This is a genomic window from Rhizobium phaseoli, assembly GCF_003985125.1.
Lineage (GTDB): Bacteria > Pseudomonadota > Alphaproteobacteria > Rhizobiales > Rhizobiaceae > Rhizobium > Rhizobium phaseoli.
Window position 1 is genome coordinate 1 of record NZ_ML133595.1, and the last position, 21723, is coordinate 21723.

Consider the following 21723-nt stretch of genomic DNA (forward strand, 5'->3'; position numbering starts at 1 on the left):
CTTGATAGCTACGCTCGCCATTCCCGTAAAACTCAACAACAGACTGCTTGAAAGCCAGGCTGTATTTGGACATGCAAAACCCCCGAAGGTGGATGTCCAACTTTCGGGGGTCAGTTCATCGTCCGGGCCTTTTTGTTTGATGCGGTCGGCGGCTTTCCGAATCTAAAAACCTGGCCCCAAACCCCTCCCCATAGGAGGTAGGGACTAGCCCGAGTCTCCGCCGCGCTTCTCGCGAAACATCGAAGATCTGGAAGTCGGTGCGGCAAGTTAAGCCCCTCCCCCTTGTGGGGAGGGGTTTGGGGCGGGGTCTTTACGAACGACCAGATATCCGACGTGCTTAGCCCTACGGCTTCCCATTCTTCCAGGTCACGTTCTGCCCATAGAGCGGAATCGTCGAAATCGACATCTTCGCCGATCCATCCGTCAGCTCCCGGGAATGGGCGAGATAGATCAGCGTGTCGTTCGCCTTGTCGTAGATGCGGTTGACGACCAGCGTCTTCCAGATCAGCGACATGCCCTGGCGGAACACCTCGCTGCCGTCCTTGGACAGGTCGATATTGCCGATCTCGATCGGTCCGGTCTGCCGGCAGGCGATGGAACTGTTGGACGGATCTTCGAACCAGTTGCCGTTCTTGAAGCGGTCGATCAGGCTGCGATCGAAATAGGTGACGTGGCAGGTGACACCTTTGACCTCGGGATCGGAGAGCGCCTCGACGATGATGTCGTTGCCGATCCAGTCGACGCCGACCTTGCCGACGACTTCGGCCGAGACGGCGCCAGCGGAAAGGGCGGCGAAGGAGAAGGCGGCGAGGAAAAGATTGCGCGGCTTGGACATGGCGTCTCCCTGGAGCGCCGCACGTTCGACGGGACGTGCTGAAAGCGCTCTATCGCTTTGAATTGGCGAATTCTAGATAGGCACGCGCCCGTGCTTTGCAAGCAATGACTCAGGCCTTTCGGCAGGTGCAAGGCGCGTAGCCACGCGCCGTCAGCCGTCCGGGCGTCATGCCGATTAGTGCCGGGATCGCCGCGACGGCTTTCGCCTTGACCGCCTTGGCCATCTCGATCGCGGCTGCCGCGCAGACCGCAGCATCCTCGGCGGCGTTGTGGTGCATGAAACGCAGGCCGAGATACTCGGCGATCAGGTTCAGCCGATGGGAGAGGAAATGCGGCCAGATCCGCTGCGCCATCTTCAGGCTGCAAAGATAGGTGAGTTCCGGATAGGATTGCCGGTAGAGATCGAGGCTCGCCCGCCAGACGCTAAAATCGAAGGCCGCGTTGTGCGCGATCATCGTCGCGCCGCTGATATCCTCATGAAACTCGTCCATCACCTCGGGAAACTCAGGCGCATCCTCGACATGCTCCGGCCGGATGCCGTGGATGGCGATATTCATCCCGGAAAAGCGCATGTCGCGCGGCCGGATCAGCCGTTCCTCGACGCGCGTCACCCTGCCCTCTTCGATCCAGGCGAGGCCGACGGAACAGGCGCTGCCGCGCTGCTCGTTTGCCGTCTCGAAATCAATCGCAATGGTCTTCAATGCTGCATACCGAATCGTTCCCCGGCCACAGGAATACCGCCCCGCGTGCGGTCGCGCAAATTCGATACGCCCTGTGGTTGACATTTCCGCGCAGATATCCAAGATTGCTACCCATGATCGGTTCCGTAACCATGGCTGCGCTCATCCATCACACCATGACCCTTGCAGGGTACGCGGGAGCAATGGCGCGTTAGCAGCGATCCGATCATCCCGAAAACCCTGCCGAGGCGAGCAGGGTTTCGAAACTCGGCTCTCCTCCTGAACCTTAAGGAGAGCATCCAATGTCCGAAAATGAAGAGAATGAACCGAGCCGCCGAGCGCGCCTGCCGGACGGCATCCTGGTGCGTTCAGTCCGCCTTTCCGATGCGGAAGAACTTACCGATCTCATGAATTTGCCGGACTACCGCGCCGGCACGTTGCGGCCGCCCTACCAAAGGGTCGAAGAGGTTCGCAAAAATATGGAAAATCCGTCAGCCGGCGCGCTCAACCTTGTCGTCACGCTCGACGGCAAGATTGTCGGCAATTGCGGCCTCAATCGCCTCGGCGGCCGCCGGCAGCACGTCGCAAGCGTCGGCATGGGCGTGCATGACGATTTCACCGGCCGCGGTTTCGGACGCATCCTGCTCGGCGCCATGGTCGAGGCCGCCGACGACTGGCTTGACGTCAAGCGGCTGGAACTGACCGTCTATACCGACAACCACGCTGCCATCGGCCTCTATGAGAAATTCGGCTTCGAGCGGGAAGGTCTGCTGAGGGCCTTCGGTTTTCGATCGGGAGAGTATGTCGACGCCTATACCATGGCGAGGCTGAGACCTTGAGCGAACCAGGCTGACGGCCCGCCGTCATCTTCTCACCCGCTGATCAGCGCCAGCCACTCATCCTCGTCCATGGTCTGCACCCCGAGCTCGCGCGCCTTGTCGAGCTTGGAGCCGGCGCCAGGACCAGCGACGACGATGTCGGTCTTCTTCGACACCGAGCCCGCCACCTTGGCGCCGAGGCTTTCCGCCCTCGCCTTCGCCTCGTCGCGAGTGAATTTTTCCAGCGAGCCGGTGAAGACCACGGTCTTGCCGGCGACCGGGCTTCCTGCCGTCACCGGCTGTTCAGCCTCCGCGGGCGTTACTTCGACGAGCAGGCTGCCGATCACCTCGACATTGCGCGGCTCCTTGTAGAATTCGACCATGGCACGCGCCACGACCTCGCCGATGCCCTCGATGGCGTTGAGATCGTTCCAGGCATCGCCGGACAGCGGTGCTGCTTCCTTCATCGCCGTCGCAAAGGCTTCGTAAGTGCCGTAGGAGCGCGCCAGCAGCTTCGCCGTGGTTTCGCCGACATGACGGATGCCGAGCGCATAGATGAAGCGATGGAGCGCAATGCTGCGCCGTTCGTTGATCGCCGCATAGAGCTTGCCGACACTGACCTTGCCGAAGCCGTCGATATTCTCAAGCTTGGTCAGCGAATTCTGCTGCCGCTTCTCCAGGGTGAAGATCTCCGGCGCGGTGCGGATCTGCAGCGACGGATCCTCGTTTTCGAAGAAGAAGTCGATCTGCTTGGAGCCGAGCCCCTCAATATCGAAGGCGTTGCGCGAGACGAAGTGCTTCAGATGCTCCGTCGCCTGCGCCCGGCAGATGAAGCCGCCGGTGCAGCGGCGCACCGAATCCATCTTGCCGGTCTTCTCGTTGACCTCGCGCACGGCATGCGAGCCGCAGACCGGGCAGGTCTTCGGGAATTCGTAGGGCTTTGCCTCGGCCAGCCGCTTCTCCATCACCACGTCGAGGATCTGCGGAATGACGTCGCCGGCGCGCTGGACGATGACCGTATCACCCTCGCGGATATCGTGTTCCTCCGGCCGGATACGCTCACCGCTATTGCCGATGCCCTTGATGTAATCCTCGTTGTGCAGCGTCGCATTGGTGACGACCACACCGCCGACCGTGATCGGCTTCAGCCGCGCCACCGGCGTCAGCGCGCCGGTGCGGCCGACCTGGATCTCGATCTTCTCGACCTCGGTGAAGGCCTGTTCCGCGGGAAACTTGTGCGCCGTCGCCCAGCGCGGCGAACGCGAGCGGAAGCCGAGGCGCTGCTGTAATTCCAGGCTGTCGACCTTATAGACGACGCCGTCGATGTCATAATCGAGATCCGGGCGCTCGAGGCCGATCTCGTCGTAATGCGCCAGGATGTCGGCGACCGAATTCAGCCGCTTCATCAGCGGGTTGACCGGAAAACCCCAGTCCTTGAAGGTCTGCACCATGCCGAACTGCGTGTCGGCAGGCATCTCCGCCATCTCGCCCCAGGCATAGGCGAAGAATTTCAGCTTGCGGCTGGCCGTCACCTTGGCGTCGAGCTGGCGCAACGATCCGGCGGCGGTATTGCGCGGATTGACGTAGGTCTGCTTGCCCTCCGCCTCCATCTGCCGGTTCAGCGCCAGGAAATCGCTCTTGGCCATATAGACCTCGCCGCGAATCTCCACCACGGCAGGAACGCCCTTCGGCAACTCATTCGGAATTTCGGCGATGGTACGGATATTGGCGGTGACGTTTTCCCCCGTCGTGCCGTCGCCACGCGTGGCGGCCGTAACCAGCCTGCCGTTTTCGTAACGGATCGACATCGACAGGCCGTCGATCTTCGGTTCGGCGGTAAAGGCGATCGACTGGTCCGGCAGGCGGCCGAGGAAGCGATAGACGCCGGCGACGAAATCCTGCACGTCCTCCTGCGAAAACGTGTTGTCGAGCGACAGCATCGGCCGCGCATGGACGACCGGCGAAAAGGTGACGGAGGGAGCGGCGCCGACGTGCCGCGACGGGCTGTCCTCGCGGATCAGTTCGGGAAACCGCACCTCCAGCGCATCATTCCGGCGCTTCAGCGCGTCGTAATCGGCATCCGATATCTCCGGCTGGTCCTTGCCGTGATAGAGCGCATCGTGATGCGCGATCTCCTTGGCCAGCCGCTCAAGCTCGGCGGCAGCCTCTTCGATCGTCAATGTGTCGACGGCGGAACCTTCGGTGGACATGGAACATCACTCCAGAGAATCTGGCTAGAAATCTGCATCGTTTTTAGAGCAAAATTGCAGGATGAAAAGAGAGGGTGGATATGCTGCATGCCGGATGTCCCGCTATCGGACAGGCCGCCCACCTCTCCGCCCTATGACCAATCCCGCGCATAGCGCAGCCGAATGCCGCTGACATGTAGGCCGGTGGTCCAGAGGCCCTTCAGCGGCCGGAGACTATCGACCATCCGAAGTTCCACCCCACGCGGCGCAAACTCGCGATCGAGCCGCGACATGGCCATCCGCTCCGTCGGACTGACGCGTCTGCGCGACACCCACATGCCCGCATCGTCAAGGTCTTCGAAATCCTCAACGGGCATCTCGTAGCGATGGATCGTCTCTGCCTTGAGCCTTTCCAGCCAATGACGCTCGACGAAGGCGACAGCGCGCCAGTCACCGAGCCAGTGCCGCCGCTCCGTCTCCGGTGTTTCGGGTTTTGCCCAGATCAGGATGCGCGGGCAGTCACGCGGGAAGAGATACATGAAATCATGATCGCCATCGATCGCCCAGACGAGCGGACCGTTCAGCCATTCCCGGCCTACCGGGCGAACCGTGGGAATGAGAACAGGGCGCGGCTCAAACACCGGGATATCGGGATCATCGCTGAAATGGAAAAGGCGCATGGCAACGGATCGCTCGGATCGGAAAGATGCGCATAGCGCGAAGCGCAGTGCTTGTCACGCTGCAGCCTTAAATCGGGTTAGGCGATCAGCCGTTGCCGGCCAGCAGCCGCTTGGCGGCCGCCCTCGCCTCTTCGGTCACCGACGCACCGGCCAGCATGCGGGCGATCTCCTCGGTGCGGTCCGTCTGCGCCATCGTCGCCACCCGCGTGGCGATCTTTTCGGAGCCCTCGGCCGCCGGCCCCTTGGAGATCAAAAGATGTGTCGCCGCCCTGGCGGCGACCTGCGGCGCATGCGTGACCGATAGAACCTGCACCCGATCGGAGAGGCGCTTCAGTCGCTGGCCGATCGCATCGGCCACGGCGCCGCCCACACCGGTATCGATTTCGTCGAAGACGAGCGTCGGCGCCGATCCGCGATCGGCGAGCGCCACCTTCAGCGCCAGCAGGAAACGCGACAGTTCGCCGCCGGAGGCGACCTTCATGATCGAGCCCGGCCGCGTGCCCGGATTGGTCTGGACATGAAACTCGACGACGTCGATGCCTTCGGCAAGCGCCTCCTGCGGATCGGTGGTGATCTCGACCATGAAACGGGCGCGTTCGAGCTTCAGCGCCGGCAGCTCGGCCATGACGGCCGCGGCCAGCGCCGTGCCGGCATGATGGCGCTTGTCGGAGAGTGCGCGTGCCGCGGTATCGTAATTCTCCCGCGCCAGGCCGACCTCGGCTTCCAGCCGCGCAAGCTTTTCTTCGCCCGCGTCGAGATCGGCAAGATCGGCGATCATGCGAACGGCAAGCGCCGGCAGCTCGGTGACCGGCACGGAATATTTGCGCGACGCGGCCCGCAGCGCGAACAGCCGCTCCTCCACCCGCTCCAGCTCCCGGGGATCGTATTCGGTCTTGCGCAGCGCTGCCTCGACTTCCATCTGGGCGTTGGAAAGCTGATCGAGCGCGGCATCGAGCAGCGTCACGGTGTCTTCGAGCAGTCCCGGCGCCTCATGGCTCTTGCGCTCCAGCCGGCGCACCAGCGAGGCGATATGGGGCACCGGCGAAGCATTGCCGTTCAGGAATTCGGAAGCTTCGGCAATGTCGCCGGCGATCCGCTCGGCCTTCATCATCTTCTGCCTGCTTTCGGCGAGCTCCTCCTCTTCGCCGTCCTGCGGCGACAGCTTTTGAAGCTCGTCGACGGAAGAACGCAGGTAATCGGCTTCGCGCGCAGCACTCTCCACTTTCTCTCGGTGCTTCTTCAGCGTCCGCTCGCTGTCGCGCCAGAGGCGATAGAGGCGGGCAACCTCCGAGACCTCGTCGGTGAGGCCGGCGAAGGCATCGAGCAGCGTGCGGTGGGCATTGGTGTCGACAAGGGCGCGATCGTCATGCTGGCCGTGGATCTCGACCAGCATCTGGCCGGCCTGGCGCATCAGCTGCACGCTGACCGGCTGGTCGTTGACATAGGCCTTGGTGCGCCCGTCCGCCGATTGCTGGCGACGGAAGATCAGATCGCCCTCATCGTCGATGCCGTTTTCTCTGAGCAGCGCGCGAGCGCCGTGGTCCGTGCCGACGTCGAACACCGCCGTCACCTGGCCCTTGTCCTCGCCATGGCGCACAAGGCCGCCGTCGCCACGCCCGCCGAGCGCCAGCGAAAGACTGTCGAGCAGAATGGATTTGCCCGCTCCGGTCTCACCCGTCAGCACGGAAAGGCCGGTCTCGAAGGCAAGATCCAGCCGCTCGATCAGGACGATATCGCGGATCGAAAGCTGGATCAGCATGGACTTAGGAACCGAGCAGGAGTTTCTTGCCTGCCGCAGCGATCCACGAGCCCTTGTTTTCACGCGGCTCGGCGCCACCGGTCTGCAGCAGCTTGTAGGAATCGGCGTACCACTGGCTGTCGGGGTAGTTGTGACCAAGTACGGCTGCCGCGGTCTGCGCTTCGTCGACGATGCCCATGGCGTAATAGGCTTCAACGAGACGGGCGAGCGCCTCTTCGATCTGGTTGGTGTTCGGATATTTCTCGACGACGATGCGGAAGCGCGAAATCGCAGCGAGATATTCCTTCCGCTCCATATAGTAGCGGCCGATCTGCATTTCCTTGCCGGCGAGCTGGTCGCGCGCGAAGCGGATCTTGGCCTGCGCGTCGTCGACATATTCGGAGTTCGGATAGTTGTCGACGACGGCCTGCATCGCCTCGATCGTTTTGGCGGCGGCGCGCTGGTCCTGCGTCACGTCGACGATCTGCTTGGAATAGGTGAGACCGACGAGATACTGCACATAGGCGGCATCCTGGGACTTCGGATATTGCGCCATGTAACGGTTGCCCGAGGCCAGCGCGTCGTCGAGCTTGCCCTGGCGATATTTGACGAAGGTGCTCATCACAAGCGCCTTGCGCGCCCATTCGGAGAACGGGTTTTCGCGGTCGATGGCGTCGAACTTGCGTGCCGCTTCCGCCATGTTGCCGGCCTTCATATTGGCAAGGCCCTGGGTGTAGAGCACGTCGGGCGGGTCGGTTTCGAGGCCGAGCTTGGTGATGTCGATATCGGGGTCCGACTGGCAGCCGGATATCGAGGCGCCTGCGCTGAGCACCAGAAGCGATGCGAACAAAGCGCGCGCTGTCTTCATCATACCTTCAGATCCTGCATAACCCATTCCAAAGAACCCCACTGCCGCCGCTCGCTCCTCGGCAGCCACGCCTCGCTGGCGTTTCTAGCCACAAATGTGCATCAAGAGCAACGCAATGATAAGGCATTAACGCATTTTTGTGGCAGCAGCGGCAGAATGACCGGCTTTTCCTCTTCTTCCCGAGCCACGCGGCTAAGCATCTGCCGGAAAATACCAATCGCCGGAACGCGAGCGGACATAAAAAAACCGCCTCCGGGAAAGAGGCGGCCTGGTCTTAAGAATATGCTGGAGGTCATGCCGACCAGGGAGCGAATTCCGAAGCGCTGACGGCGATCATTTCCCGAGCAGCGACGCGCTGGCGCGGCGTCGACGTCTCGACCACTTCATAAGCGGAGGGATCGGCGAGCAGCGCCTTCAAAGCATTGGCATTCATCTTGTGGCCGCCACGATAGGAACGGTAGCAACCGATAAACTGGACGCCGGCGAGCGACAGGTCGCCGACGGCATCGAGCGTCTTGTGGCGGACGAACTCGTCCTTGGCGTAACGCAGCCCTTCGACGTTGATGACGGTGTTGTCATCGGAAATGACGACGGAATTTTCGAGCGACGAGCCGAGCGCATGGCCCGAAGCCCAGAGCCGCTCGACATCGCGCATGAAGCCGAAGGTGCGGGCGCGGGAAAGCTCGGTCTTGAAGACCGTTGCGCTCATGTCGCCGGCCCATTTCTGCCGGCCGATCAGCGGGCAGTCGAAATCGATCTCGACCTCGAAGCGCGTGCCGTCATAGGGACGGAATTCGCTCCAGGATCCGCCATGCTCGATTCGTACCGGCTTGGTGATGCGAATATAGCGGCGCTTGACGCCGAGCGAGACAAGACCGGCCTGCTCGATCGCCTCGACGAAAGGCAGCGAACTGCCGTCCATGATCGGCATTTCGGCGCCCTGCACTTCAATCACCACATTGTCGAGGCCGAGCGCATAGATGGCGGCCATGACATGTTCGATCGTCGCGACCGAATGCGTCGGCGAAAAGCCGAGCACGGTGCAGAGGTCGGTATTGCCCACCTGCGAAGAGACGGCCTTAAGTTCGGTAACATCGCCATTGTCGTGCAGGCGCTGGAAAACGACGCCGGTGTCCGATTCCGCCGGGTTCAGCGTGATCGAGACATTCGCACCCGAATGGACCCCGATGCCTGAGAGCGTCACGGGACGCGATACCGTCGTTTGAAAACCCAGCAAGCCAATTGCCATAAAATCTGCCTTTATTCTTCCGCTCCAGTGATCTGTCCCACGGTGCGGTTCTCATTCGTTCTGCAACAGGAGCCTCGTTGAAGAGTCTCCTAGCGCAGTTTCCTTGCACCATACTTACGTGCGCCGGCCCTCCAATCCAAATCACTGTTTCTTTCGCATTGTTACGAAGTCACGCGATTGAATTTGCTGGGGAATCCGAGGCCGAAAAACAGCAATGCCCGGGACCTGGATCCCGGGCATGAACGGTGCCGAAGCGCCGATCTCAGTTCGACTGGCGGCGCAGGAATGCCGGAATTTCCAGCTGGTCATCTTCCTGCATCATCCGGGCCTGCGGAACCGCGCGACCTTGATCGTCGAGATTGCCGCGGCGCGGCGCGTAGAGGCTTGCCTCCGGCGACAGCGGACGGCGCTGCTGGGAAGCGGCCGGCGGTGCGGCGGTCATGTCGGCGGCAACCGCGTCATCGTCGCGGCGTCCGAGCGAATTGGTGATTCGCTTGAGCAGACCCATGGGGCCGCGCTCTTCCTGGCCATGCGCGGAAGCCGCCTGCGTGCGGTGGTCGAGCTCGGCCTGGACGACCGGCGGGAAGTCTTCGACCTTCGGCATGCGAACCGGTTCAGCCGCCTGACGGATGATCGGCTCCTGCCGGACCGGCTGCGACTGGATGGGCTGCTGCTGGATGGGCTGGCTCATCACCGGCTGGCTCATCACCGGCGCCGGAGCCTGCTGCTGCACCTGAGGACGCATGGCCGGAGCTTCCGGTGCAGGCGCGAAGATCTTGCTCTGCGGGCGGAAGACTTCCTGCTGTGCAGCCGGCTGCTGAAGCGGCGCGGCGGCACGCGGGGCCGGGATTTCGAGCTCGCGTTCCATCTCGGCTTCGCGGATGGTCTGCGCGATCGGATCAATGGCCTTTGGTGCCTGCATCACCGGCGCAGGCTGGACTGCGGCCGCTGCCGGAGCAACAGCCGCGGAAGGACGGATAGCGGGCTTTGCAACCGGCTGGAAGTTGCGTTCCGCGGCTTCGCTGATCGCCCGGTCGATACCGGTTGCGACGACCGAGACGCGGATGATGCCTTCGAGCGATTCGTCGAAGGTGGCGCCGAGGATGATGTTGGCGTCCGGATCGACTTCCTCGCGGATACGGGTCGCGGCTTCGTCGACTTCGAAGAGCGTGAGGTCGCGACCGCCGGTGATCGAGATCAACAGGCCCTGGGCGCCCTTCATCGAGGTTTCGTCGAGCAGCGGGTTGGCGATCGCGGCTTCGGCGGCCTGCAGTGCACGGCCGGCGCCGGAGGCTTCGCCGGTGCCCATCATCGCGCGGCCCATTTCGCGCATCACCGAGCGGACGTCGGCGAAGTCGAGGTTGATGAGACCTTCCTTCACCATCAGGTCGGTAATGCAGGCAACGCCCGAATAGAGAACCTGGTCGGCCATCGCGAAGGCGTCGGCGAAGGTCGTCTTGTCGTTGGCAATGCGGAAGAGGTTCTGGTTCGGAATGACGATCAGCGTGTCGACAGACTTCTGCAGTTCCTGGATGCCCATCTCGGCGAGGCGCATGCGGCGGCCGCCTTCGAAATGGAATGGCTTGGTGACGACGCCGACCGTCAGGATGCCCTTGTTGCGGGCGGCCTGTGCAACGACGGGCGCAGCGCCCGTGCCGGTGCCGCCGCCCATGCCGGCGGTGACGAAGCACATATGCGTGCCGTTCAGGTGATCGATGATCTCGTCGATGCACTCTTCGGCGGCCGCGCGGCCGACTTCCGGCTGCGAACCTGCGCCGAGGCCCTCGGTGACGTTGGCGCCGAGCTGGATGACCCGTTCGGCCTTCGTCATGGTCAGCGCCTGGGCATCCGTGTTGGCGACGACGAAGTCGACGCCCTGGAGGCCGGCGGTGATCATGTTGTTGACGGCGTTGCCGCCACCGCCACCGACGCCGAACACGGTGATGCGCGGCTTCAGCTCTGTGATGTCAGGCTTTTGCAGCTTGATGGTCATGGTACCTGTTCCTTCTCTCTCTGGCCGCATCGCCACGCCGGCCAATTACTCAAATTTCAGAAGCTTTCCTTCAGCCACTGGCCCATCCGGGCTATGCGGCTGTTATTTCCCCCAAGCGACATGAGCAGACCGCTCTGTGACGCATGTGTCTCCATGTCCGCGACCTGCGGATAGATCATCAGGCCGACGGCCGTCGAAAAGGCCGGCCCCTTGGCCGCCGTCGGCAGCCCCGAAACGCCCATTGGACGGCCGATGCGGACGTTGCGGGCAAGGATGCGCCGCGCCACCTCGGCAAGGCCGGTCAGCTGGCTTGCGCCGCCGGTCAAGACGACGCGCTTGCCGACGATCGGACTGAAACCCGAGCGCTGGATGCGGTCGCGGATCAGCTCCATCGTCTCTTCGATTCGCGCCGAAACGATGCGTGAAACCAGTGCCCGCGGCACCTGCGACGGCTGGTCGCGATCGTCCTCGCCGATCGGCGGGATCGAGATCAGCTCGCGCTCGTCGGAGGAATTCGAAAGGGCCGAGGCGTGCACGACCTTCAGACGTTCCGCATCCTCGATGCGGGTCGAAAGGCCGCGCGCCAGGTCGGTGGTGACGTGATGGCCGCCGAGGCCGACGGCATCCGTATGAACGAGCTTGCCTTCGGCAAAGACCGAAATGGTCGTCGTGCCGCCGCCCATGTCGATCGCCGCGCAGCCGAGTTCGACCTCGTCGTCGACCAGAGCGGCAAGGCCCGATGCATAGGGCGTCGCGACAATACCTTCGACCGACAGATGCGCGCGGTTGACGCTGAGCTCGAGATTCTTGAGCGCCGAGCGCTCTGCGGTGACGACATGCATGTCGACGCCGAGCGCGTCGCCGTACATCGCCAGCGGATCGCGGATGCCGCGCTCGCCGTCGAGCGAGAAGCCGGTCGCCAGCGAATGCAGCACCGAACGATCCTGGCGCAGCGACTGCTGGCAGGCAGCCGACAGCACCTTCTTCAGATCGTTGAGCTCGACCTCCTGGCCGCCGAGATCGATCGTCGCGGTATAGATGTCGCTGCCCAGGCGGCCGGCCGTCAGGTTGACGATCAGGCTCTCGACGGTCAGCCCGGCCATGCGCTCGGCCGCATCGACGGCGAGACGGATGACGCCTTCCAGCGCGTCGAGGTCGGCGATGACGCCGGTCTTGATACCCCGAGAGCGCTGGTGGCCGATGCCGATGATCTCGATATTGTGCGTGCGTCCCGGCAGGATCTGACTTTCCTCGCGCGGCGTCAGCCGGCCGATCATGCAGACCACCTTGGTCGAGCCGATGTCGAGCACCGAAACGATATGCGACCGCTTCGACGAAAGCGGCTTCAGGCGCGGCAATCCGAAATGGGATGAACCGAACAAGCTCATATATTCTGCCCCGCCTTCTTCAATTCTTTGGTACGCTCCGTTACCGCCGTCTGCCGGCGAACCGCCGCTTCCGGCGTCAGCTGGATGGCGGTTCTGTCCGGCAATCTCAGATCGACCGCAGCGATGTCGCGCTCCAGCAGTTGATGCTGCTTGTCGAACGCCGACAGCGTCGCCAGCGCCTGGTCGATGCCGTCTTCCGGCAGCTTGACGACGACGCCATTATCCATGTGCAGGTCCCAGCGACGGCCGGATATCCAGACATAAGCCTTCACGCGCGCCTTCACGTCGGGCCACTTCGAGAAGGCGTCATCGAGCGAAGCCGCTGCCGTTTCCGCATCGCGACCGACGACGAGCGGCAGCGACGAAAATTTGTTGTCGCGCAGCGGCGCAATGACGCTGCCGTTCTTTTCGATCAGCGAAAGCTCCTGCCCGTGCTGCCAGATTGCATAGGCCTGGCGCTCCTTGAGCTTCACCTCGATCGTCTTCGGATAGACCTTGCGGACCTCGACGCTTTCGACCCAGGGAAGATGGGCGATCTTCCGGCGAGCGGCATCGACGTCGAGTGCAACCAGCGAGGTCGTGCCGTCGAGGCCGATCAGCTGCAGGATCTCGATTTCGGAGGTTTCCGAATTGCCGGAGACCTTGACGTCCTCGATTGCAAAACCGGCCGCCGTCGTCGTCGCCTGGGCGACGGCTTCCGTGTGACCGCCGAGCGACATGCCGTAAAGCCCCGTCGCAGCCAGGAAGGCCAGCGCCGAAACGGTGCCCGTATGGGCCGGGATATAGATACGGCCGCTGCCGAGGCTGATCAGGAAACGAGTGACGCGACGCAGCGGACGCGGCAGGACGAATCGCTCTTCGGCTTCCACGGTCGGAAGCACGGCATGATGGCTGGGGCGCCCTATCCTCTTGACCGTCAACGCAAACAAGACGCGTCCTCCACCATCCACCGGAGAAACTCACCAAAGGAATAACCGGCATGGCCGGCCATTTCGGGCACGAGCGAGGTTGGAGTCATACCTGGCTGGGTATTGACCTCCAGCCAGATGATTTCGCCGTCTTCGGAGAAACGATCGTCGTAACGAAAGTCGGACCGACTGACGCCGCGACAACCGATTGCCTGATGCGCCCTTAGGGCCAATGTTTGTATTTTTTGGTAAATATTCGGTGAAATTTTTGCCGGGATGACGTGTTTTGAACCGCCCGCTGCATACTTGGAATCGTAATCATAGAAATTGTGTCCCTGCGGCACCACCTCGGTGACACCAAGCGCGACGTCGCCCATGACGCCGCAGGTGAGCTCGCGGCCATAGACATAGCGCTCGACGAGAACGTCCTCGCCATAATGCCAATCGGGCGAGCTGACGACCTGCGGTGGATGCGCCTGATCTTCGGTAACGATGACGACGCCGAAGCTCGACCCCTCGCGAACCGGCTTCACCACATAGGGCGGCTTCATCGGATGCGTCGAAGGAAAGGCGAATCGGTTGACAACCTGTGATTCGGCAACCGGAATGCCGGCAGCGGCAGCGACGAGCTTCGCCTTGTCCTTGTCCATCGCCAGCGCCGAGGCAAGCACACCCGAATGTGTATAGGGGATCTCGAGATATTCGAGGATGCCCTGAATGGTGCCATCCTCACCAAAGGGTCCGTGAAGTGCGTTGAAAACGACATCGGGCTTCAGCGCCGCAAGCTTTTCGGAAACGTCGCGCGCGACATCGATGCATGTCACCTTGAAGCCTTCGGCTTCGAGGGCTGCTGCGCAAGCCTTTCCCGAGGAAAGGCTGACGGGCCGTTCCGAGGAAAATCCGCCCATCAGGACAGCGACATGCTTGCGACTCATCAACACCCCCAAAATAACTTCCAACTTTGAAAACGACGCTTGCGCGAAGCTTTCTGCGTCGTTTCGGGCCTTTGTCCGACCTGCATGCATTAGAGCATCATTATGGTTAATGAAGTGTTTACTTTCGTTAACTTCTGTCCTGGAAATTCGCGATCTTTTACCTTTTGCTCATCTCGCCGCCATTCCCGCACCATCCCGAGGCGGACTCGAGCAGCGGCGAAAAATCCCATCTCTTCAATAAGATATCGTGTGACGCTGGACTGCGACGGACTCAGTCAAAGGACTGAGATGTCATCCCGCAACGGCGGCCTGCAGCTTGATTGATTAATGCAGAGAGCCGCGGCGGGCCGTCATCCCTGCTTTTTTATTGATGCGGGTCTGACTTCCGGTTAGCGAAGGCGCATGGATTGAGCAGGGAGAAGATCATGCGATGCCTCGTCACCGGCGCGGCCGGCTTCGTCGGTAGTCCACTCGTGGAGCGGCTGCATGCAGAGAAGATTTGCGATCTTGTGGTCACCACCAGATCCCAAACATCTGTCTTTCCTGATGATGTCAGGCATTTTCCGATTGAAATGACCGACAGCACCGACTGGATGGCGGCACTTGCAGGCGTCGACGTCATTCTCCATCTTGCCGCCCGCGTTCACATCATGAATGACCGCGCAGCCGATCCGCTGGCGGAATTCCGCCGGACCAACACCGCCGCCACGCTCAACCTTGCCGAACAAGCCGCCCGCGCGGGCGTGAAGAGATTCGTCTTCGTCAGCACCATCAAGGTCAATGGCGAAGAGAACGATCGCCCGTTCGGGCATGACGATGCGCCGAAGCCGATCGATCCCTATGGCATTTCGAAGCTGGAAAGCGAAATCGGCCTTCGCGAAATCGCCGCACGCACCGGCATGGAAGTCGTCATCATCCGCCCGCCGCTGGTCTACGGGCCAGGCGCGAGAGGCAACTTCGCCCTTCTCGTCGGGCTGGTCCGCAAGCGGATACCGCTCCCTTTCGCTTCACTGAAGAACCGCCGCACCTTGGTGGCGGTGCAAAATCTCGTCGATCTGATCATCACCTGCGCGGCGCATCCCGCCGCCGGCGGCGAGATTTTCCTTGCCGGAGACGGTGAGGACCTGTCGACCCCGGAGCTCATCCGAGGAATTGCCGCCGGGCTCGGCGTCAAAACGATGCTGTTCCCCTTCCCCTCCGCGTTGCTGCACATGGCGGCGAAGGCTGTCGGGAAGGAGGCCGTCTATCAACGCCTTTGCGGTTCGCTGCAGGTCGACATATCCCAGGCACGCAAGGTTCTGGGCTGGACGCCCGTCGTCACGCCGCGCCAAGGCCTGAAACTGGCAGTGAAGTAGCCATTATTCGCTGGTGACACCCTGGAACGGGCGCACTTCGCGGCCAGGCATGAAGACGCCGAGGCGCTTGATTTCCCATTCGAGCTTGATGCCGTCTTTCTCGAAGACCTCGCGGCGCACCTGCTCGCCGAGATATTCGAGATCGTAGCCGGTCGCCTGCCCCATATTGATCATGAAGTTGCAGTGAAGCGACGACATCTGGGCGCCGCCGATCACGAGGCCGCGGCAGCCCGCCTCGTCGATCAGCTTCCAGGCGGAATGGCCGGGCGGGTTCTTGAAGGTCGAGCCGCCGGTCTTCTCGCGCACCGGCTGCACCGTCTCTCGGTGATTGCGCACGGCGTCCATCTCGGCGCGGATCTGGGCGCGATCCTCCGGATAGCCCTCGAACAGTACCGAGGTGAAGATCAGGTCGGCGGATGCTGCGGAATGCCGGTAGGAATAGCCCATCTCGGCATTGGAAAGCACATGCTTGTTGCCCTTGCGGTCGACCGCGTTGACCTCGACCAACCGCTCGCGCGTCTCGACGCCGTTGGCACCGGCATTCATGCGCGCCGCGCCGCCGATGGCGCCGGGAATGCCGTAGTAGAAATGGAAGCCTCCGATACCGTTGTCCATCGCCATCGCCGCGACATGCTTGTCCGGGCAGATGGCGCCGGCAAGGATGCGGTTTTCACCGGCCAGCTCGACGAAACCGAAGCCCTTGGCCGACAGGCGTAGCACGACTCCAGGAATGCCGCCGTCGCGCACCAGGATGTTGGAGCCGACACCGATCACCGTCAGCGGCACCTCTTCCGGCAGGATCTTCAGGAAGGCGATGAGATCGTCGACATCATGCGGCTGGAACATCAGCTCGGCCAGACCGCCGGCCCGGAACCAGGTGACGCGGTCCATGGGGGCATCCGGCGTGATACGACCGCGGATATCCTTTACACCGTCTCCGAGAGACGCGAGAAGCTTTTCCCCATTCACCTGTTTCATGCGGACTTTCCCGATAGGCCTTCCAGTTGTTTGGGCAGTGCGGCTGCCCAGGATGTGATGCTCCCAGCCCCCAACAGAACCACGAAATCGCCAGGCTTTGCAACCTCTGCAACCATCTGCGGCAGAAGCTCGGCCGAAGACAGGAAGCGGGCGTCGCGATGGCCGCCGGATTTGATGCGCGAGACGAGCGACGTGGAGTCGACGCCTTCGATCGCATCTTCACCCGCAGCATAGACGGGCGCCAGAAAAATGCTGTCGGCATCGTTGAAGCAGGCTGCGAATTCCTCGAACAGGCTTGCCAGACGGCTGTAGCGGTGCGGCTGGTGGACGGCGATGATGCGGCCCTTGCAGGCTTCGCGGGCAGCGCGCAGCACCGCCTTGATCTCGACCGGATGGTGGCCGTAATCGTCGAAGATCTGCACCCCGTTCCATTCGCCCGTCAAGGTGAAGCGGCGCTTGACGCCGCCGAAGGAAGCAAGCCCCTTGGCGATATCGACGCTCGATATGCCGAGCCGGTTGGCGACGGCGATCGCCGCCGTCGCGTTGGAAATATTGTGCCGCCCGGGCATGGGCATGACCAGCCCCTTGAGCTCGGTCACCTGGCCGGTGCGGCGGCGGCGGATCTCGACGTCGAAAATCGAGCGCGTACCATCGATGCGGACGTTCTTGAAACGCACGTCGGCCTGCGGGTTCTCGCCATAGGTGATGATTTTGCGGTCCTCGATGCGGCCGACAAGCGACTGCACCTCGGGATGGTCGAGGCACATGACGCCGAAGCCGTAAAACGGCACGTTCTCGACGAACTGTCGGAAGGCGGCGCGCACCGCATCGAAATTCCCGTAATGGTCGAGATGTTCGGGATCGATATTGGTGATGACGGCGACATCGGCCGGAAGCTTCAGGAAGGTGCCGTCCGATTCGTCGGCCTCGACCACCATCCATTCGCCCTCGCCCATACGGGCATTAGTGCCGTAGGCGTTGATGATGCCGCCGTTGATGACGGTTGGGTCGAGCCCGCCGGCTTCGAGCAGGGTCGCGACCAGCGAAGTGGTCGTCGTCTTGCCGTGCGTGCCGCCGATGGCGATCGCATTGCGGAAGCGCATTAGCTCGGCGAGCATTTCGGCGCGGCGCACCACCGGCAGCAGCTTTTCGCGCGCCGCGATGAGTTCCGGGTTGCTCTTCTTGATCGCCGTCGACACGACGACCACCTCGGCGTCACCGAGATTTTCCGCCCGATGGCCGACGAAGACCTCGATGCCCTTGTTACGCAGGCGCTGGACATTGGCGCTGTCGGCCTGATCGGATCCCTGCACCTTATGGCCGAGATTGTGCAGCACTTCGGCAATGCCGCTCATGCCGATGCCGCCAATGCCGATGAAATGGACGAGACCGATCGCCTTCGGCAGTTTCATGCGCGTGTCCTCTTGAATTCTGAGACTGTCTTGCCGGCGGCAATAGCCTCAACCATGTCGGCAAGCAAGTTTGCCGCATCCGGTTTTCCGGCAAGTTTGGCGGCAGCCGCCATGTGCGACAGCTTTTCCGGATCGTTCATCACATGGCTCAGTATAGAGGCGATGCGTTCCGGCGAAAGCTCGGACTGAGCAATCACCTTCGCCCCGCCGGTCGCAGCCAGTGCGGCGGCGTTCGCCGCCTGATCATGGTCGAGCGCATGCGGATACGGCACCAGCACAGCCGGGCGGCCGATGACGGAGATTTCCGAAACCGTGGACGCGCCGGAGCGGCAGATCACCAGATGCGCTTTGGCAAGACGCTCTGCCATATCATTGAAAAACGGCGCGATATCCGCACCCATCTGCAGCTGCGCCACGCAGCCGCGCACCATCTCCATATCCTCTGGGCGCACCTGCTGCGTCACACGGAGCCGCGCACGTAGCCCGTCGTCGAGCAGGCTGATCGCCGTCGGCATGGCCTTGGAGAAATACTGCGCGCCCTGGCTGCCGCCGAACACGACGAGATTGAACGGCTCGCCGGGATGCGAGGGGTGATAGGGCTGTTCGGCCGCCGCAAGGATCGCCGGACGCACGGGATTGCCGGTCGCAACCGTCTTGTCGGAAAAAACATCGCCGCTTTCCTGAAGAAAGCCGCCGGCAATCGCCTTGACGCGCGGGGCCAGCGCCTTGTTGGCGCGCCCCATGACGGCATTCTGCTCATGCAGCATCGAGGCGATACCGAGCCGCGTGGCGGCCAGCAGCGGTGGCACGGTGGGATAACCGCCGAAACCGACGACGATAACAGGCTTCAGCCGCTGGATCAGCTGCTTGGCCGCCCGCATGCCGCTCCACAGCGTCCACAGCGAGCGGGCGACGGCAACCGGGTTCTTCGAACCGATCGTCGCCGAAGGCACAACGTGAATTTCATCGGCCGGGAATTTGCCGGCAAAGCGCTCGGCGCGACTGTCGGTGACGAGATGCACCGAGTAGCCACGCTCCTTCAGCTTGAAGGCCAGCGCCTCCGCCGGGAACACGTGGCCGCCGGTACCCCCGGCGGCAAGCAGCACGATGCCTTTGCTCATAAGCTCTTACTCCGCCGGCATGCCGTGCGGGACGCGGAAAAGGCTCCGCTCCTGCGCGCGTTTTTCCGGGCGATGGCGCGTCAGCGCCAGAATGAAACCGGCGGTGACGCAGATCGCCACCATGGACGAACCGCCGTAGGAAATCAGCGGCAGCGTCATGCCCTTTGCCGGCAGCAATTCGAGATTGACGCCGATATTGATGATAGACTGGATGCCCATCTGCAGCACCAGACCGGCGACGGCAAAGCGGTTGAAGTCGTTGCGTTCGCGATAGGCATGCGAGAGGCCGCGCAGCACCAGCACCGTGAACAGCGCAACGAGCGCCATGCAGAAGACGATGCCGAATTCCTCGGCTGCGACAGAAAAAATGAAGTCGGTATGCGCGTCCGGAATGATGCGCTTGACGATGCCTTCGCCCGGTCCCTGGCCGAACCAGCTGCCGCGGATGATCGCCTCGCGCGCCGTGTCGATCTGGAACGTGTCGCCCTCGCCGGTCATGAACTTGTCGATGCGCAGCGCCACGTGCGGAAAGACGTAATAGGCGGTGAAAAGGCCGCCGACGCCGCCAATGCCGAGCAGCATGATCCAGATCCATGGCATGCCGGCCATGAAGAACATGCCGCCCCAGACGGCGGTCGTCAGGATGGTCTGGCCGAGGTCCGGCTGCGCAACGAGAAGCGCCGCGACGATGCCGAACAGGATGATGGCAAAGAGGTTGCCGGGAATTTCCGGCTGGCGCGCATGTTCGGCAAACAACCATGCACAGACGACGACGAAGGCAGGCTTCATGAATTCCGAGGGCTGGATGGAAAGGCCGGCGATCCAGATCCAGCGCCTACCGCCCTTGACCTCCTGCCCGACGAACAGCACCAGCACCATCATGGCGAGCGAGATGATCAAGAGCAGGATCGCGGTCCGCCGCACCTGGCGCGGTGTCAGGAAGGACAATCCGAGCATGACGGCGATCGACGGGATCATGAAAGCGGCATGGCGCTTGACGAAGTGGAAAGGCTCGAGTCCGATACGTTCGGCGACCGCGGGAGATGCCGCAAACGACAGCATGAAGCCGATGCCCATCAGGAAGATGAACATCGCCAGGAAGAAGCGGTCGATGGTCCAGAACCAATCGGCCAGAGGCCCACGTTCCGCGCGGCTTACCATGTCATTTCTCTCCTGCTACAGGACCGATCAGCATCGTCATTCCGTCAAGTGCCGCCACGTGGCTGACGAAGGCATCGCCCCTGACTTCGAAGTTCTTATACTGGTCGAAGCTTGCGCAAGCCGGGGATAACATCACGGCCGAAGCAGCCGCCTCGTCGCGATCCGCGTCGGCTGCGGCATGCGCGACGGCGCGCTCCAGCGTGCCGGAAATTTCGTAGGGCACGGCCTCGCCGAGGGTCGCCGCGAATTCCGCCGCCGCCTCGCCGATCAGGTAGGCCTTGGCGATACGCGGAAAATAAGGGGCAAGCGTCGTGATGCCGCCAGATTTCGGCAGGCCGCCGGCAATCCAGTAGATACGGTCGTAGCTCGACAGGGCCGGCGCCGCCGCATCGGCATTGGTGGCCTTGGAATCGTTGACGAAGACGACACGGCCGCGTCGGCCGACCGGCTGCATGCGATGTTTGAGACCGGGAAATGAGGCAAGGCCGGCGCGAATGTCGTCGGCGGACACACCGACCGCAAGGCAGGCGGCGACGGCAGCCGCGGCATTCTGCGCATTGTGGCTGCCGCGCAGCGTCTGAATGCCGTCGAGATCGACGAAGGGCAGCATGGCGCCGCCGGCGGCCTGAACGAGTCTCGTGCCCTCGGCATAGATGCCATCGGCCACCACGTTGCGGCGCGAGATGCGGACCACCTTGACGCCGGCTCGCTGCACGCGGTCGGCGATCAGCGCCGAATGGCTGTCGTCAATGCCGACGACCGCGACATCGCTGCCGGCGACCAGCCGCTCCTTTACGTCGGCATAATGCTGCATGGTGCCGTGACGGTCGAGGTGATCGGGCGTCAGATTGAGCAGGATGCCGGCCGACGGGTTCAGCGTCGGCGCCAGATCGATCTGGTAGGAGGAGCATTCGACGACGTAATAACGTTCTGCCTTCGGCGGATCGAGCGTCAGCACGGCCGTGCCGATATTGCCGCCGAGCTGTGTGTCGTAACCTGCTGATCTCAGGATATGGGCGATCAGCGCCGTCGTCGTCGATTTGCCGTTGGTGCCTGTGATGGCGATGAAGGGGCAATCAGGCGCGTGGGCGCGGCGCTCGCGCACGAAGAGCTCGACGTCGCCGACGATATCGACGCCGGCGGCGCGCGCCAGATCGACCGTCCAGTGCGGCTTCGGATGGGTGAGCGGCACGCCGGGCGAAAGCACGAAAAGCGACTGCTGGCTCCAGTCGATCGTGTGCAGATCCTCGGTGTGGATGCCTTCTGCCGCGGCCTTCGCGACGCTGTCAGGGTTGTCGTCCCAGGCGGTCACACGGGCGCCGCCCAGGTTCAGCGCCCGCGCGGTGGCAAAGCCGGAGCCGCCGAGCCCGAAGAGCGCGACCTTCCTGTCTTTCAGCGTGGTGACCGGGATCATTG

General features: G+C 62.7%; 18 protein-coding genes. 2 read left to right on the forward strand and 16 right to left on the reverse strand.

The features are described 5' to 3' along the window. Positions 1-343: 343 nt before the first annotated feature. On the reverse strand, positions 344-835 hold the full coding sequence (locus tag EFD56_RS29170; RefSeq protein WP_126906963.1) for a CreA family protein: 492 nt from the start codon (positions 833-835) through the stop codon (positions 344-346). A 109-nt stretch (positions 836-944) separates the two neighbouring features. Next, positions 945-1535: a 3'-5' exonuclease gene (locus EFD56_RS29175; RefSeq protein WP_085742884.1), complete on the reverse strand. Its 591-nt coding sequence runs from the start codon at positions 1533-1535 to the stop codon at positions 945-947. 281 nt (positions 1536-1816) lie between these two features. Between EFD56_RS29175 and EFD56_RS29180 the strand changes: the two genes are divergently transcribed. Further along, positions 1817-2353: a GNAT family N-acetyltransferase gene (locus tag EFD56_RS29180; protein ID WP_126906964.1), complete on the forward strand. Its 537-nt coding sequence runs from the start codon at positions 1817-1819 to the stop codon at positions 2351-2353. Between the two features lie 32 nt (positions 2354-2385). On the opposite strand, the gene ligA is transcribed toward EFD56_RS29180, so the two are convergent. From ligA to EFD56_RS29225, 9 genes are all read right to left on the reverse strand, one after another. Then, entirely contained in the window at positions 2386-4542 is a 2157-nt protein-coding gene (gene ligA / locus EFD56_RS29185) for an NAD-dependent DNA ligase LigA (protein ID WP_064818629.1), read from the reverse strand. Between the two features lie 131 nt (positions 4543-4673). Next, positions 4674-5201 (reverse strand): DUF6886 family protein, encoded by a 528-nt coding sequence (locus EFD56_RS29190; protein ID WP_004668795.1) that lies wholly within the window; start codon positions 5199-5201, stop codon positions 4674-4676. An 85-nt stretch (positions 5202-5286) separates the two neighbouring features. Continuing rightward, positions 5287-6960, reverse strand: coding sequence for a DNA repair protein RecN (gene recN, locus EFD56_RS29195; RefSeq protein WP_004668797.1), 1674 nt, complete (start codon positions 6958-6960; stop codon positions 5287-5289). Between the two features lie 4 nt (positions 6961-6964). After that, positions 6965-7834: an outer membrane protein assembly factor BamD gene (locus EFD56_RS29200; RefSeq protein ID WP_004668799.1), complete on the reverse strand. Its 870-nt coding sequence runs from the start codon at positions 7832-7834 to the stop codon at positions 6965-6967. A gap of 265 nt (positions 7835-8099) precedes the next feature. Continuing rightward, on the reverse strand, positions 8100-9056 hold the full coding sequence (gene lpxC / locus EFD56_RS29205; protein WP_004668803.1) for a UDP-3-O-acyl-N-acetylglucosamine deacetylase: 957 nt from the start codon (positions 9054-9056) through the stop codon (positions 8100-8102). Positions 9057-9318: 262 nt separating this feature from the next. Continuing rightward, positions 9319-11049: a cell division protein FtsZ gene (ftsZ, locus tag EFD56_RS29210; protein ID WP_064828056.1), complete on the reverse strand. Its 1731-nt coding sequence runs from the start codon at positions 11047-11049 to the stop codon at positions 9319-9321. Positions 11050-11105: 56 nt separating this feature from the next. Continuing rightward, positions 11106-12437: a cell division protein FtsA gene (gene ftsA, locus EFD56_RS29215; protein WP_004668807.1), complete on the reverse strand. Its 1332-nt coding sequence runs from the start codon at positions 12435-12437 to the stop codon at positions 11106-11108. Next, positions 12434-13366: a cell division protein FtsQ/DivIB gene (locus EFD56_RS29220; protein WP_016733598.1), complete on the reverse strand. Its 933-nt coding sequence runs from the start codon at positions 13364-13366 to the stop codon at positions 12434-12436. The genes ftsA and EFD56_RS29220 overlap by 4 nt, the downstream gene beginning before the upstream one ends. Further along, positions 13354-14280 (reverse strand): D-alanine--D-alanine ligase, encoded by a 927-nt coding sequence (locus EFD56_RS29225; protein WP_085742887.1) that lies wholly within the window; start codon positions 14278-14280, stop codon positions 13354-13356. The genes EFD56_RS29220 and EFD56_RS29225 overlap by 13 nt, the downstream gene beginning before the upstream one ends. 425 nt (positions 14281-14705) lie before the next feature. Between EFD56_RS29225 and EFD56_RS29230 the strand changes: the two genes are divergently transcribed. Next, positions 14706-15635, forward strand: coding sequence for a UDP-glucose 4-epimerase family protein (locus tag EFD56_RS29230; RefSeq protein ID WP_085742888.1), 930 nt, complete (start codon positions 14706-14708; stop codon positions 15633-15635). A 3-nt stretch (positions 15636-15638) separates the two neighbouring features. Here the strand turns inward: EFD56_RS29230 and murB are convergent, their stop codons facing one another. The 5 genes from murB to murD are packed head-to-tail and all read right to left on the reverse strand — an operon-like array spanning position 15639 to position 21721. After that, entirely contained in the window at positions 15639-16613 is a 975-nt protein-coding gene (gene murB / locus EFD56_RS29235) for a UDP-N-acetylmuramate dehydrogenase (protein ID WP_004668813.1), read from the reverse strand. Continuing rightward, complete coding sequence (gene murC / locus EFD56_RS29240) at positions 16610-18025, reverse strand: UDP-N-acetylmuramate--L-alanine ligase (RefSeq protein ID WP_004668815.1); 1416 nt, start codon at positions 18023-18025, stop codon at positions 16610-16612. The genes murB and murC overlap by 4 nt, the downstream gene beginning before the upstream one ends. Beyond that, positions 18022-19146: an undecaprenyldiphospho-muramoylpentapeptide beta-N-acetylglucosaminyltransferase gene (gene murG / locus EFD56_RS29245; RefSeq protein WP_085742889.1), complete on the reverse strand. Its 1125-nt coding sequence runs from the start codon at positions 19144-19146 to the stop codon at positions 18022-18024. Before murG ends, murC begins: the two co-directional genes overlap by 4 nt. Positions 19147-19152: 6 nt before the next feature. Continuing rightward, positions 19153-20307, reverse strand: coding sequence for a putative lipid II flippase FtsW (ftsW, locus tag EFD56_RS29250; RefSeq protein ID WP_085742890.1), 1155 nt, complete (start codon positions 20305-20307; stop codon positions 19153-19155). Between the two features lies 1 nt (position 20308). Then, positions 20309-21721 carry a UDP-N-acetylmuramoyl-L-alanine--D-glutamate ligase gene (murD, locus tag EFD56_RS29255; protein WP_085742891.1) on the reverse strand — a complete coding sequence of 471 codons (1413 nt, stop codon included), beginning with the start codon at positions 21719-21721 and terminating at the stop codon, positions 20309-20311. Between the last annotated feature and the right edge of the window lie 2 nt (positions 21722-21723).